Below are 14,554 nucleotides of genomic sequence, written 5' to 3'. Positions count from 1 at the left end.
AACGTTCGCCATGGACAAGAAGACGGTTCTGCAATTGGGTGAAGACGGCCTGCCGCTGGATGATGTGTCGCACTACGCGGCCACGCCGGAGCATCTGCAAACCTACGATCAGGCGGCGCAGGGCCTGTATCGCTTCAAGGTGCCGCAGCTGTTCGACCGTGCCGACCCGCATTCGTATCTGATCGTTGGCCTGATGGATGGCACCGGCAACGATGCCGACAAAGATCCGTTGCATGCCACCAATGTCGCCAAATTTCGTCAGCAAGTTAGAGATTTGAAAGACGCTGGCGTGGAACGCATCCGCGTCGAATACATCGAAGGTGCCGGCACCCAGGACCAGATACTGGCGCGCACCGTAGACGGTGCCACCGGGCGCACTAGCCTGGCGCGTGCAGAGGAGATGTATGAGCGGATGAGAACGCAATCGCAAGAAATCTTCCAGACCGACCCGCAAGCCAAGATTGCTTTCCATCTGGAAGGTTTCAGCCGTGGCGCCAGCCAGGTCCCAATGCTGGCCCGCATGATCGATGCGCGGGGCATTCCCAACCCTGACGGCGGCATCCGAGGCATCCATGAAAACGGGCTGCCTCTCTACAACCGCTATCACCAGGCTCCCGGTCTGACGCCGATGAGCCTGAGCCTGTACGATCCGGTGCCTACCGGCTACATGGAGTTGTTCGACCGGCGCCTGCCGCCGTCGGTGGTGTCCGGCTTTCAGGTCAGCGCCGCGGATGAACGGCGGGGCTTGTTTCCGGTGGATCAAATCATTCCGCATGGCGCCTCGGAAGATGGCCGCTTCCTGCATGTCACCGTGGCCGGTGCGCATTCGGACATCGGCGGCAGCTACCTGCGCGGTGGGCTGGGCGTGCGCAGCCTCAACCTGATGACCGACTACCACAACGGCTTGCTCAGCGAGTCATTGCTGCCGCGCATGTACGAGCCCACCGATGCGCGCATGAATGTGATTCACCGCTCGGAAGAGGGCAATGTGCTGTTCCGCAGCACGCCGAAGATGGACCGAGCCACGGCCGCCGGGCAGGTGCATCAACTTGCCGCCGACTACGCACGTTATGCGCAACCGGGCGAGGTGGTGCAACTGCCTTCGCATATGCCCGAACCGCTGCACAGCACATTTGCGCCTATGGCACAGACCGCACGGCCTGTGCAACGCAGCGCGCAGGTGGCCGATGCCGCGTTGACAGAGGGCGATTCGCTGACGGCACGCTTGTTGCGCGCGCCCGGTGTCGAAGTCAGGCCTTACCCACCCCCTATGCTCGACCGCCCCGGCGTCAAAGCCGCCGGGGCGCTGGGCGTAGCCGCCACGCTCTACGAAGCGACACAGTCCGGCGAGAAGATCGCCACATTCCTCTCGCAAGACAACCCCTTGGCCTCACGCTCGGAGCTGGCGCATTTTGCCGGCCGCAATGTCGGCGGCTGGGCCGGTGGCACGGCCGCTGCGTATGCGTTGGGTGCCTCCGGCGCTGGGCCGATGGCGCTGATCGCCGCCGATGCGTATTTCATGAGCAAGGCCGGCGAGAAGGCTGCCGACCTGTTCGACAGCCGCGCCATCTACCAGCAGGCCGATCGCCAGGGCGTGCAATGGTCCTTCAACGGCACCGCCTGGGCGCGTGAGGGCATGGCCGATGCTAGCAATGATGCGGTGGGCAACCCGACCCGCACCCTGATAGTGGCCAGTTATGAGAAGGCGCGCGAACTGAATTTTCAGGCCACCAATGCGGCGGCAGAACTGGCGTTGCGGGACGCGCCGCCGCAGCAGAATCCTTATCGCCTTCCTGCGAGCGACACCGACACCCCGAGCCTAAGCGCCGCCGACTGGATGCGCGATGCATCGGATGGCCAATGGCATCGCCAGATCAAGACCGGCATCGCGGGCGCAAACGATCGCGGCGTCTACGCGCAGGAAACCGCAGCGCCTGCGCGCGCGGCAGAACTGGACGCGCAAGCCGAGGCGGTGATCGCCCGCAACATCGCCAACAGCCCCGACGCGATTGCGGCGCGTTATGAGCTGGCGTATCACCGCAGTGGCTGGGCTGCCGACGGCCTTGCGATGTCGGCAGCGGTACAGAAGGCATTGCCGAATCCAGATGCACTGACCGCATCGGACGGCCAGCAGTATCGCCGCGATGCAGACGGCCGCTGGGCCGGTGAGGATGGTGCTGCGGCAGGCAATGTCGCGCTGGAACTCGACACCACTCGCGCGATCCTGCAACCGGCTTTGGCCGAGCATGCACAGGCGGTTGCGTTCATCCAGCAATCGCCGTCATCGCCGCAGGACGTGCACCGCGAGCAGACGTTGTATCGCTACCGTCTTGTTGGAACGGAGTTGCAGCCGCAGTGGCGCGAGGCGATCGAGTTGGCGATGCAGCGCACGCGCGAAACAGCGGGGCTCTCCGGCGATGGCGCGATGCAATTGCAGCGCGGGCCAGGCGGCGCGTTCGGGGCCGACAGCCCCGTCGCCCATTTTCAGCGCGGGGCCGATGGCGTGGATCGCATTGCGGCCGTGACTAGTACCGAGGATATTCGCCAGGCCCTGAGTGAAGTGCAGGCGCAACGACAAACGCGTTCGTCCGCTGCCGATGTGCTTGCGCAGCGACCGACATCCACCGCGCAAGCACCCGACGGGTCGAACGACAGCGACACGTCGAGTTCCAACGCATCTGCCAGCCCCCAGCTGGTGCTTGATATGCAGGTGCGGATGCAGGCAGCCGGCGCGGCGCAGGCGCGTCAGGAACGCGAGCAGCAGGAGCGCCAGGCACAGGAGCAGCAGGCTGCGCAGGTGCGCGAGCACATGTTGCAAGCGCAGTCCGCACATGAAGAACGTGGGCGCGCCGCACAGGCGCTGCAAGCCCACGCAACGCTTGCGCATCAGGGTCAGGTGCTGCAGCAACGGGAAAAAGAGGAACAGCAAGCACAGCATACACAGCACACCCAACAGCGTGAGCAGCAACGCCAGGCGCAGGACACACAACAGATCCAACAAGAACAGCGCCAGGTTCAGCAGCGCGAAACCCAGACACATCAGGTGCAGGAAGCCCAGCAACACAAGCAGGAACAGCAACAAGCGCAGAACGCTCAACGGCATGAACAACAGCCGCTTCATGGTCCGAAGGCGCCGCAAGGCGAGCAGGCGCAATCGCTTCAGGTACAACACGCGCAGCAGCGCGAGCTGCCGTCCATCCATACGCAGAGTGTTCAAGAGCGCGAGCAGTATCAGGCACGGGACGCACAGCAGTACCAGCCATCGCAGTTACAAACGCAGGATATTCACGCGCGCGAACAGCAGCAGCGTCAGGTCCAGACTGAGCTCGCCCAAACCACGCCAGAGCAGCAGGCCCAGCTCGGGCAATTGCATACGATCGATATCGCTCCGCAACAGGCGCAAGGCCCGCAAACGCTAGAGTCCGGCACACGAGAAGCCACGCAACCGTCACAGCAGACCACCGCGACCGCGCATGCATCGCCGGCATATCCGCAGCAGGATGCGGGTGCGCATCCCGGCAAAGAGCTGCCGACGATGCAAGCCTCGGCTGCGCATCATGAAGCGTTGGCGCAGCTGACAGAAGAGCAAGCGCACGCGCATCTTGCTCAGATGAGAAGCGCGCCACCTGCTGCGTCATCGCTCGTTACATCGATCGTTGCAGAAAGCAGCGACGAGCAACAGCAACAGACGCCGCTGCCTTCCGTGCTGGAAGCGCCCAATGCCCCAGCAGCGTTGCCATCGTTTGCACACCTTGCACGAGCGGCAGCGCCATCCCTGGCCATGCCGACGGCTGACCGTTCTACCGATATGCCCGAGGGTGTGGCCGATGCGCGGCAGTTGCCTTCCGTGTCCCAAGCAGATGAGCAAGATCTGCCTGCCACCCATGTCCCTGCGGATCCAGACTCCTGGGAGGAAATAACGCGCACCATGCGTGAGCTCCGCATCCAGATCGAACAGGATCTCGAAACAGAAACCCGCGTCGCAGAAGCGCGGCAAGCGCGCGTGGAGCGCGGTGAGCAGCCGTTTACCGAGCTGGAATTACGTAATGGGTACGATCCGGACGGCCCCTCTGCGCTAAGACAACCAGCCCCCGCGCTGGTGGACGCCGTGCCGCAACGTCATGCCTTTGCTGCCGATGCGCAAGCGGTTGGCGAGCAGGACGATCGGCCGCAGCCAACGCGCAAGAACATTACCGGCGATCGGGATGTGGACGATCTGTTGTACGCCATCGACTCCAAGAATGATCTTGCAATCGAGCACGCCTTGAGCCGGATCGCCAAAAGTGCGCACACCAATGCGTTAGCGCAGCAGGGCCGCGAACACCTGGAAGCTAAAGCACTGCAGGAAGCACAGGAACAGGTGGCTACACAGCAGGCGTTGGGCATGGACGTCTCGACAGAGGTGCAGACCAGCCGTGGCCCGGTGATGGTGATGACGCTGCCGCAGTTCGCCCATGGATCTGCGATGCAAAGCGGCCCGCAGGGTGACGGAGGTGGGGGTGGCGACGGTGGAGGTGGGTAGCGGAAAGGCCTTGTACTCGGTGGAATATTGAGGAAAACATCATGGGCATGCAGAACACCTCGGCGCTGCCTGAAGCCAGCCAGCTGGACCATGCGACGCAAGAATCAATCAAGGCCATGGCAGGACTGATCGCGGTGCTGCAACAGCGAGAACAGGCCTTGGAAAATCTCGTGCGGCAACAACTGCAGCTGCTACAGAGCGCGATCAATAACGCCGATCAACGCGTCAATCGGGTGGTGGAGAACGCCCTCCCACGGCTCACGCAATTGACCCATCAGGCATTGGCGCAGACGCTGGAACCTGCGGCCGAGCGGTTCAACAAGAAGATGGCCCATGCGGAGCAAACCCTTCAGCAGGCCACCCGGCACTATGCTCAGGCACAGCACTCCCTGGAAACAACAGCCACGCGACGCATGTGGATCGGATTCGCTGCGATGATCGTTGGGGCGATCATGTGCGTGGGCGCGGCTGGTTACGCTGTCAAAAGCGCAACGCCGATTCTGGCCGAAGCCAAAGAGCGTCGTGCAGAGATCGACTATCTGGATCGTGTGACCCGCGCCAACCTCGTTGCCTGCGGCGAAGGCAGGCTATGTGCCGAGTTCGAGAAGAAAGGACCGCGATACGGTGATCGCGGTCAGTATCGTGAGATCACGCTTCGCAAATCCACTTCGCAATAAATGCCCGCAGACGTCTCCGATTCCGACGAGGTCCGATCTATCTGCATCCGGCCTGTTTGCAGACATCGCCCCGGCGTTACCTCGGCGCCAGCATCGTCAACAAGCCACGCGCAGCGTTGAAACGGTCCACACCTTCCGGCAGCGGCAGCTTGATGCGCAGCTTGTCCGGGCCGTCCATGGTGTAGATCTTGGGCTGCTTCTGGATCATCTGGATCACCGCCACCGGGTCGATCGACGGCTTGGCCTCGAATACCAGACGGCCGCCGTTTTCGCCCAGATCCAGCTTGCGCACACCCAGCGCGTTGGCCTGCAGCTTGAGCTCGGCAATGGCGAACAGATGCTTGACCGGATCCGGCAGCAGGCCGAAGCGGTCGATCATTTCCACCTGCAATTCGCGCAAGGCATCGCTGTTACGCGCACTGGAGATGCGCTTGTACAGCGTCAGCCGTGTATGCACGTCGGGCAGATAATCTGCGGGAATCAGCGAGGCCACATGCAGTTCGACTTCGGCGCCTCGCACCTCGTCGCCGGCATCCAGATCGGGCAGGTTGCCCTGGCGAATACTGCGCACCGCGCGTTCCAGCAACTCGGTGTACAGGCTGAAGCCGACCTCGGCCATCTGCCCGCTCTGGTCCTCGCCCAGCAGCTCGCCGGCGCCGCGGATTTCCAGATCGTGCGTGGCCAGGGTGAAGCCGGCACCGAGCTCGTCCATCGAGGCGATCGCTTCCAGACGCTTCTCGGCATCGGCGGTGATCGAGAGACGGTCCGGCACCACCAGATACGCATACGCGCGGTGATGCGAGCGACCGACGCGGCCGCGCAACTGATGCAGCTGGGCCAGGCCAAAGCGGTCGGCGCGGTTGATGATGATGGTGTTGGCGTTGGGAATGTCGATGCCCGATTCGATGATCGTGGTCGACAGCAACACGTTGAAGCGCTGCTTCTGGAAATCCAGCATCACCCGCTCCAGCTCGCGCTCGGGCATCTGCCCATGCGCGATGCCGATGCGCGCCTCCGGCACCAGTTCGGACAAGTCGCGCTGCATGCGCACGATGCTTTCCACATCGTTGTGCAGGAAATACAGCTGCCCGCCGCGACTGAGCTCGCGCTGGAAGGCCTCGCGTAACAACGCGTTGTCCCAGGCAGTGATGAAGGTCTGCACGGCGAGCCGGTTCGGCGGCGGAGTGGCAATGATCGACAGATCGCGCAAGCCGGCCATGGCCATATTCAGCGTGCGCGGAATCGGCGTGGCAGTGAGCGTGAGCAGATGCACGTTGGCGCGCATCGCCTTGAGCGCTTCCTTCTGCCGCACACCGAAGCGCTGTTCTTCGTCGACGACGACCAGGCCCAGATCCTTGAACTTCACGTCCGGCTGCAGCAGGCGGTGCGTGCCGATGATGACGTCGATATCGCCGCTGGCGACCTTCTCCAGCTCGGCCTTGATTTCCTTGGTGCTCTTGAAGCGCGACAGCACTTCCACCTTCATCGGGTAATCGGCGAAGCGGTCGCGGAAATTGCGGTAATGCTGCTCGGCCAGCAACGTCGTCGGCACCAGCACCGCGACCTGCTTGCCGGCGCTGGCCGCAGCAAACGCGGCGCGCACCGCAACTTCGGTCTTGCCGAAGCCCACATCGCCGCAGACCACGCGGTCCATCGGCTGGCTGCTGCCCAGATCGCGCAACGTCGCATCGATGGCGGCCAACTGGTCGGCGGTTTCTTCGAAGGGGAAACCGGCTGCGAATGGCTCGTACATCGCGCGGTCCACCTGCAACGCCAGCCCGGCACGCGCGCGTCGGCGGGCCTGGATTTCCAGCAATTCGGCCGCCACGTCGCGCACCTTTTCGGCCGCCTTGCGTTTGGCTTTGGTCCATTGCTCGCCGCCCAGCGAATGCAACGGCGCGGTCTCGGCCGAGGCGCCGGAATAACGGCTGATCAGATGCAACTGCGCCACCGGCACATACAGCCGGTCGCCCTTGGCGTACTCGATCTCCAGGAACTCGCCGGGCATGCCACCGGCATCGAGCACGATCAGCCCGCGGTAGCGGCCCACACCGTGGTCTTCGTGCACGATCGGCGCGCCTTCGGACAGCTCGCCCAGATCGCGGATGATCGCTTCCGGCTCGCGGCCCACACGTCGCGTGCGACGCGGCTGGTTGGCCCGCTCGGGAAACAGCTGGCGCTCGGTCAGCACCGCAATCTGCGGGGTGTCCAGCGCAAAGCCGTCTTCCAACGGCGCTACCGTGATACCGAAGCGCAGCTTGCCGGCAGCCAGGAAGGCGGGCAGGTCGGCAACGACCTCCGGCTTCAACTGCGCGGCGGCCAGCACTTCCATCAAGGCCTCGCGGCGACCGGCCGAATCCGATGCCACCAGCACGCGGCCCGGGTAATGGCTCAGGAACGAGGCCAGCGCCTGACCGGCCGGGGCGTCCTTTGCCGCAACCGGCAGCGGCGGCAACGGTTGGTCGCCGAGTGCGGCGGCCTCGTCGATGCGCGGGTGATCGCTGGCCCAGACTTCGATGCGTGCCAGCTTGTTGAGCCGCTCGCGCAGTGCATCCGGCGATTGATACAACTCGTCCGGCGTCAGCAGCGGGCGCTCCACATCGTGGCGGCGCTGCTCGTAGCGATCCTGCGCCTGCGCCCAGAACGTGTCGGCCGCGTTGGACACGCCGGTGGCGATCAACGGCAACGTGCGCTTGTCCAGATAATCGAACAAGCTGGCAGTCTTGCTGAAGAACATCGGCAGGTAATACTCGACGCCCGAGGGCGCCAGACCCGATTTCAGATCCTGATACAGCGCGCTGCGCCGGGTATCCACATCGAAGCGTTCGCGCAGGCAGGCCAGCACGCGCTCGATGCTGGCATCGTCCATCGGCACTTCGCGGCCGGGCAGCAATTTGACGGCATCGACCTTGTCCAGCGAGCGCTGCGATTCCGGGTCGAAGGCGCGGATCGAATCGATATCCTCGTCCAGCAGCTCCACACGCAACGGTGTGGCCTCTCCCATCGGAAACACGTCGAGCAAGCCGCCGCGCACTGCGAAATCGCCCGGGTCCATCACCTGCGGCACGTTGCGGTAACCGGCGCTTTCCAGGCGGCGTTTTTCCGCATCCAGATCCAGCTGCTGGCCGACCTTCAGATCGAAGCTGCCACCGACGATGTAGCTCAGCGGTGCCAGTTGCTGCATCAGTGTCTGCACCGGCACGATCACCACGCCACGGGTCAGTGTGGGCAAACGGTGCAGCGCAGCCAAACGCTGGCTGATGATTTCCGGGTGCGGGCTGAACTGGTCGTAGGGCAGGGTCTCCCAATCGGGAAACGGCACCACCGGCAGCGTGGCGTGTTCGCCGAGCAGGGCGTGCAGATCCGATTCGATCTGGTGCGCACTCTGGTTATCGCGCGCGATCACCAGCAGCGGGCCGGCATGCGCCTCGGCGGCGCGCGCGATCGACCAGGCCAGCGCAGTCGGAGAAGACGGGGCGCGCCAATAGGCACGAAGCTGGCCGGACTTGGGCAGCGGCGGAGAGGGGAAGGTGGTTGGCGACGGCATCAGCCCGTAATTTTATCAGAGCGCCCGCTGCGACCGGTCCATCCGGTGTGAAACCCGGCGTCTGGCCATCTGCGCAGAAGGGCGCTGCAGGGTCTAGCGTTACGTACCGCCTTTCTGGCACCTGGCAAACCTTGGAAAGCACCCCGTGGTGCAAGATACAGTCGGAAGCGTAGGTCAAAAGCCCGGTTGGTCGAGCGCGCGGTGCCCTCACGGCTCGCGGGACACGCCGCAAGTACGTCCATGTAGGCTCGGTGGCGGCATCCATGCCGCCACACGGTCCCGCAATCGGTGAGGGCACCGCGCCAGACAGTCAGTCGGTTGTTTTATTAAAAGCTTGTCGGTTGCTCGGCTTGTTTTGGGAAGCTGAGCGGACGCGCCGTTATCCACTCAACGCAGGTCGTGCTTTGCTTGCACCCTGCACACCGACCGTCTCCACTGGTCCTTGCCCGCCCACCGTCGCGGGACCTTACGCGGCATGGATGCCGCGTAAGAGCCTACATGGACGTACTTGCGGCGTGTCCCGCGATGGTGGGGGCAAGGGCCCTCCAGCGAAGCGGAAGATCAATCGCTCTGCAACTGCCCTATCCGCAGTATTCAATCACTTACACACCAAGCGGCATTTCAAATAGCTCTGCACACCGACCATCTCGACTGGTCATTGCCCGCCCACCGTCGCGGGACCTTACGCGGCATGGATGCCGCGTAAGAGCTTACAAGGACGTACTTGCAGCGTGTCCCGCGATGGTGGGCGGGCAAGGGCCCTGCAACCAAGCGACAGATCATCGGCTTTAGGCAGAATCCCGAATCCCGAATCCCAGCCCCTCAAGCATCCAGCTCGAGCACCATCCGTACCAGCTCCGGCGAATCCGGATGCGGCTGCGGCTTGAAGCCCAGCGACTCTGCCAGTTGCAGCATCGGCACGTTGCTTTGCAGCACGTCACCGAACAGGCAGTCCAGATACTTGCGCCGTGCCCACTTGACCAGCTTGCGCATCAGCTGCCGCCCCAGGCCCTGGCCGGCGACGAAGCTGCTGACCAGGATGGTGTACTCGGCCTGGCGGGTGCCCGGCACCAATGCAGCGCGCGCGACTGCGCCAACCAGCGCCTCGCCTGGCGGCAACTGCTCGGCAGCGACCAGCACGATCTCGCTCTTGGGATTGGGGTGGGTCAGACGCTGCACCATCTCCGGCGTGATTTCGGCGGAGGAGCGCACGAAGCGCTCGCGGATTTCCTCCGGTCCCAACAGGCTGAAAGCCCCCTGCAGCGGCGGACCGTCCTCGGGACGGATCGGTCGGAGCAGAAGGGTGCGGCCATTGGGCAGACTGAAGTTTTCATGCCAGGGAGGCATGCGATTGCGAATGGCCATGACCGGTGTTCCTTGAAGATCGGAAGATTCTGGCACCAGCCCAGCGCACAACCGTGAATGAATCCGGTGCGCCGCTGGGGGCCGTTTGGAGGGTGGCAGTGCTTCCCACCTCACTGTACCGAGCGATACCGTGATCCAGTCGTGAGTATGCAGCTGCGGTTGCCGGCGCACAGGGGCGCCCAGCCCTGATACCTCAGGCGTCCTGGCGCAGCCATTCCAGCCGGGTCGAGGCAGCTGCCTCGCCGAGGTGCTTCTTCAGCACCGGCAGCGCAGGCGCCAGCACCTGGTCGAACTGCCACGGCGCATTGACGATCAGCAGTCCGCTGCCGGTCAGGCGCAGCGGCGAGTCGTCCGGGCGCACCTGCAGCTCGGCCACCAGCACCGACTTGGCCGGCAGCGTGGCGGCCTTGCGCATGAACGGCTGCAGGCTGCGGCGCAGCTTGATCGGGTACCACACCATGCAGATCGCCTGCGGCCAGCGCGCCAGGGTCTCGCGCACGCTGTGGATGACCTGCGGGTACTCGGCCTCCTGCGACTCGTACGGCGGGTCGATCAGCACCAGCCCGCGGCCGATCCTGGTCTCGCCCGCGCGCGGCGGCACGAAGGCGCGAATCGCCTCATAGCCATCGCCGGCATGCACGCGCACGCGGCTGTCCCTGGCGAACAGGCGCTTGAGCGCCTCGGCCTCTTCCGGCTGCAACTCGCAAAACGCCATGCGGTCCTGCTCGCGCAGCGCCTGTGCCGCCAGCAACGGCGAGCCCGGGTAGTGATTGATCTGGATGCCCGCGGTGGCGCGCGCCGGCTTCTGACCGGGCGTGGCCGGGCGGGCGACGGTCTGGTTGTCGGCCTGCACCGCGCGCAGGTAGCGTTCCACCACCTCGGGCAGGGTCGACTCGGCCATCAGCCGCATCACCCCGGCATCGGCCTCGTTGGTCTTGCGGCTCTCTTCGCCACCGAGCTGGTAGCGCCCGCGCCCGGCGTGGGTATCGAGCACGAAGAACGGGGTGTCCTTGCGCTTGAGGGTGTCGATCAGCGCCAGCAAGGCGATGTGCTTGAGCACGTCGGCATGGTTGCCGGCATGGAAGGCGTGACGATAGTTCATCGCGGCAGTGTACGGGCCGCGCCAGCATGCGGCTATGCTGCGCGCCATGTCCGAGTCCCCCGCCCGCGTGCTCGTCGTCGAAGACGAAGCCGCCATTGCCGACCCCGTGCTGTACGCGCTGCGTAGCGAAGGCTATGCGCCCGAGCATTGCCTGCTGGGTCGCGATGCCTTGGCGCGGCTGCGCGCCGACCCGGCCGATGTGGTGGTGCTGGACGTGGGCCTGCCGGACATCAACGGCTTCGAGGTGTGCCGCGCGTTGCGCAGTTTCAGCGACGTGCCAGTGATCTTCCTGACCGCGCGCAACGACGAGATCGACCGCGTGCTCGGCTTCGAGCTGGGCGCTGACGACTACATGGCCAAGCCATTCTCCCCGCGCGAGCTGGTGGCGCGGGTGCGCGCGCGGCTGCGTCGCCGCAACGTGGTCGCAGTCGCGGAGGCGGGCTGGCAGCCGCATGGTGCGTTTGCGATCGATCGCGAGGGCAGCCGCATCCGCTATGGCGAGGCGCTGCTGCCGCTGACCCGCTACGAATACGCGCTGCTGTCGGCATTGTTGCAGCGCCCCGGCGCGATCCTCAGCCGCGCACAACTGATGGATCGCGGCTGGGATGCCAGCGCCGACAGTGCAGACCGCACCGTCGATACCCATATCAAGACGCTGCGCGGCAAGCTGCGCCAGGCCGGCGTACCGGCCGACCCGATCCGCACCCACCGTGGCCTTGGCTACGCGCTGGAGCTGTAGGCATGGGTGAGCGCAGGCGTCGCATTGTTCTCCAGGCCGGGGTCTGACATGCGGCTCGGTCTCAAGCTGTTCCTGGGCTTCTTTCTGATTGTCGGGCTGGCCGCGTTCTTCGTGATGCGGGTGTTCGTCAACGAGGTCAAGCCGGGCGTGCGCCAGGCGATGGAATCCACGCTGGTGGATGCGGCCAATGTGCTGGCGGAAATGGCCAGCGGCGAATTGGCCGTCGGCACCATCGCCACCGGCAGCTTTGCGCGCAACGTGGCGCAGGCGCAGCGGCGCGATCCCAAGGCCTGGGTGTGGCGGTTCCGCAAGAACGACGTGGCATACCGCGTCACCGTGACAGATGCGCGCGGCATGGTCGTCTTCGATTCGCTGGGCCGCGATGTGGGCCGCGACAATTCGCGCTGGAACGATGTCTATCGCACCTTGCGCGGCGAATACGGCGCGCGCTCCAGCCCCGAGGTCGATGGCGACCCGACCGCCACGGTGATGCATGTGGCCGCACCGATCTATGCACCCAACGATGCAGGCAAATTGATCGGCGTGCTGACGCTGGCCCAGCCCAATCGCAGCATCGACCCGTTTATCGAAGCCAGCCAGCGCAACATCCTGCAGCGGGGTGCCTGGTTGATCGGTATTTCCGCATTGATCGGCATCTTGATGACCTGGTGGCTGATGCGCGGCATCGGCCGGCTCAATCGCTACGCGCAGGCGGTGAGCGCGGGCATTCCGGTGCCGCCGCCAAAACCGCGCGGCGATGAAATCGGCGACCTGGGCCAGGCGCTGGAAAGCATGCGGCGCAAGCTCGAAGGCAAGGCCTACGTGGAGCAGTACGTGCAGTCGCTGACGCACGAGATGAAAAGCCCGCTGGCGGCAATCCGCGGGGCGTCCGAACTGTTGAGCGAGCCACTGCCGGAAGCCGATCGCCAACACTTCGTCGCCAGCATCCGCGCGCAGGAGCTGCGCCTGACCGAAACCATCGACAAGCTGCTGGCGCTGGCCGAGGTGGAACAGCATGGCTGGCTGCAGACGCGCGAGCGCATCGCGGTGGCCGGCCTGCTGCAGGCAGCAATGGACGCCGTGCTGCCGCGCGCGGCAGCGGCCGGCGTGCGGCTGGAAAGCGATGCCGGCTCCGACACGGCGCGCGGGCAGTACGTGCTGGGCGATGGATTCCTGCTGCGTCAGGCGCTGATCAACCTGCTGGAAAACGCCATCGCGTTCTCGCCGCAAGACAGCACCATCCAGCTGCGTGCGCAGGTGCTGAAGGAACAGGTGCAGCTGGTGGTAGAAGACCGCGGCAGCGGCGTGCCGGATTACGCACTGGAACGGGTGTTCGAGCGTTTCTACTCGCTGGCCCGCCCGCAGACCGGACAACGCAGCTCCGGCCTTGGCCTGCCGTTCGTGCGCGAAGTCGCGCGCCTGCACGGCGGCGAGGCGACACTGGGCAATCGGGACGGTGGCGGTGCGGTCGCGACCCTGCGCCTGCCCATCGGCTAAACGGCTTTGCATGCCGTATGTGCACAGGCCGGCTGCCGATGGCGGCGGCATCGCGGTGGCACTGAAGCGGCATGCGCCAGGGCACATGCCGCATCCGTGTCAGCCGCGCATCACCACGGTGCGCAGCCGCTGTGTGCTAGTGCACCACGTCGGCCCCGATGACGTCCTTGGCGACCACCGACCAGGACAGCTTGCCAAAGCCCTTGTTGCCCCACTCGGTGCCCCAGCTGTTTTCGACGATCAGCCCCTCGCTGTCGTACCCCAGCGCGATCACCGCGTGCCCGCCCAGGATCGGCGTCTTGGTGTCGTAGTCGACCTGGTTTTTCGGCGTGAGGTCTTCGAACCCCTGACGGACATAGAAGCCGATGGCCACCGGCGTGGACGAGGCCAGCGCGAGTTTGATCTGTTCGATCAGGGCCCGCCCGCCATTGCCGTCGCCCGAATACAGCACGGTGTACTTGCGGTACGGCGTGGGGTTCTTGGCAGCGTTGGCGCGGTCGGCTGCAGTGGGTGGGTTCTTCCAGTTGTAGTTGCCCCACGAGTAGTGCTGCTCGGTGTCGATGCCTTGGGCCAGCGCGACGTCCAGCGGCGCTTCCAGCGTGGATCCCTCATCGACGCCGTTGTTGACCTGGCTGTAGAGATACATCGGGGCGAAGCGGGTTTGCGCCTGCTTGTTGGCGTTGGCATACCAACCGGTCAGGGTGTGGGCGGTTGCCCATGACGCACATGACCCCACCTGGCCCTGGTCGCCTGGGGTGATGGCCCAGGCAGTCAGGTCCACCGTGGCGGGCAGGGGTTTGGCGGCGCTGGCAATGCCGAACAAGGGCGTGACCGGCTGCATCAATGCCGAGGGTTTCAGGCCCATCCCGTGCATTGCCGCCTGTGCGGCGGCGGAGGACAGGCTCAGCGCAGCGAGCAGGCAGAGGCTGAGTGAACGTTGCTTGTTCATGAAAGGCAAACTCCAGGCAAGAGAGGAATGCAGTGGTGCGCACTTCTGGAACCACGGCCGGCAAGCGGGCATGCGTGTGCGACACCGCCGATGCGGTGCGCGTAACGTTGAATGAGGACGCCGCAGAACGACGGAACTAGAACGCCGTGATCAACA

General features: G+C 64.9%; 7 protein-coding genes and 1 pseudogene. 4 read left to right on the top strand and 4 right to left on the bottom strand.

Annotated features, from left to right (window positions below; translation table 11 throughout):
• Window positions 1–10 precede the first annotated feature (10 nt).
• Together NYR97_RS00650 and NYR97_RS00645 are read left to right on the top strand one after the other, a co-directional pair.
• Window positions 11–4,522, top strand: coding sequence for a phospholipase effector Tle1 domain-containing protein (locus NYR97_RS00650; RefSeq protein WP_316696019.1), 4,512 nt, complete (start codon window positions 11–13; stop codon window positions 4,520–4,522).
• 11 nt (window positions 4,523–4,533) lie between these two features.
• Window positions 4,534–5,199 (top strand): annotated as a pseudogene (locus NYR97_RS00645) (hypothetical protein); the annotation flags it as partial.
• 76 nt (window positions 5,200–5,275) lie between these two features.
• Here NYR97_RS00645 and mfd read toward each other — a convergent pair.
• From mfd to NYR97_RS00630, 3 genes are all read right to left on the bottom strand, one after another.
• Window positions 5,276–8,746, bottom strand: a complete 3,471-nt coding sequence (gene mfd / locus NYR97_RS00640) for a transcription-repair coupling factor (RefSeq protein WP_316696018.1) — start codon at window positions 8,744–8,746, stop codon at window positions 5,276–5,278.
• An 822-nt stretch (window positions 8,747–9,568) separates the two neighbouring features.
• A complete protein-coding gene (locus tag NYR97_RS00635) occupies window positions 9,569–10,111 on the bottom strand; it encodes a GNAT family N-acetyltransferase (RefSeq protein WP_006450344.1) in 543 nt (180 codons plus the stop codon).
• Window positions 10,112–10,304: 193 nt separating this feature from the next.
• The gene (locus tag NYR97_RS00630; RefSeq protein WP_316696016.1) at window positions 10,305–11,213 is read right to left on the bottom strand and encodes a 23S rRNA (adenine(2030)-N(6))-methyltransferase RlmJ; all 909 of its coding nucleotides are present in this window, start codon (window positions 11,211–11,213) and stop codon (window positions 10,305–10,307) included.
• Window positions 11,214–11,247: 34 nt separating this feature from the next.
• Between NYR97_RS00630 and creB the strand changes: the two genes are divergently transcribed.
• Window positions 11,248–11,952 carry a two-component system response regulator CreB gene (gene creB / locus NYR97_RS00625; protein ID WP_316696015.1) on the top strand — a complete coding sequence of 235 codons (705 nt, stop codon included), beginning with the start codon at window positions 11,248–11,250 and terminating at the stop codon, window positions 11,950–11,952.
• 48 nt (window positions 11,953–12,000) lie between these two features.
• Window positions 12,001–13,449 carry a two-component system sensor histidine kinase CreC gene (gene creC / locus NYR97_RS00620; protein WP_316696014.1) on the top strand — a complete coding sequence of 483 codons (1,449 nt, stop codon included), beginning with the start codon at window positions 12,001–12,003 and terminating at the stop codon, window positions 13,447–13,449.
• A 136-nt stretch (window positions 13,450–13,585) separates the two neighbouring features.
• On the opposite strand, the gene NYR97_RS00615 is transcribed toward creC, so the two are convergent.
• Window positions 13,586–14,398 (bottom strand): C1 family peptidase, encoded by an 813-nt coding sequence (locus NYR97_RS00615; protein ID WP_316696013.1) that lies wholly within the window; start codon window positions 14,396–14,398, stop codon window positions 13,586–13,588.
• Between the last annotated feature and the right edge of the window lie 156 nt (window positions 14,399–14,554).

It is taken from the genome of Xanthomonas hydrangeae (genome assembly GCF_032697525.1).
GTDB classification, from domain to species: Bacteria; Pseudomonadota; Gammaproteobacteria; order Xanthomonadales; family Xanthomonadaceae; genus Xanthomonas; species Xanthomonas hydrangeae.
The sequence above is the reverse complement of the archived record's forward strand: the minus strand, read 5'-3'. Positions and strand labels throughout refer to the sequence as shown.

Excerpts from the sequence above, each read along its gene's own strand:
- mfd (WP_316696018.1), bottom strand. The coding sequence starts at position 8,746 with ATGCCGTCGCCAACCACCTTCCCCTCTCCGCCGCTGCCCAAGTCCGGC.
- NYR97_RS00635 (WP_006450344.1), bottom strand. The coding sequence starts at position 10,111 with ATGGCCATTCGCAATCGCATGCCTCCCTGGCATGAAAACTTCAGTCTG.
- NYR97_RS00650 (WP_316696019.1), top strand. The coding sequence starts at position 11 with ATGGACAAGAAGACGGTTCTGCAATTGGGTGAAGACGGCCTGCCGCTG.
- NYR97_RS00630 (WP_316696016.1), bottom strand. The coding sequence starts at position 11,213 with ATGAACTATCGTCACGCCTTCCATGCCGGCAACCATGCCGACGTGCTC.
- NYR97_RS00615 (WP_316696013.1), bottom strand. The coding sequence starts at position 14,398 with ATGAACAAGCAACGTTCACTCAGCCTCTGCCTGCTCGCTGCGCTGAGC.
- creB (WP_316696015.1), top strand. The coding sequence starts at position 11,248 with ATGCTGCGCGCCATGTCCGAGTCCCCCGCCCGCGTGCTCGTCGTCGAA.
- creC (WP_316696014.1), top strand. The coding sequence starts at position 12,001 with ATGCGGCTCGGTCTCAAGCTGTTCCTGGGCTTCTTTCTGATTGTCGGG.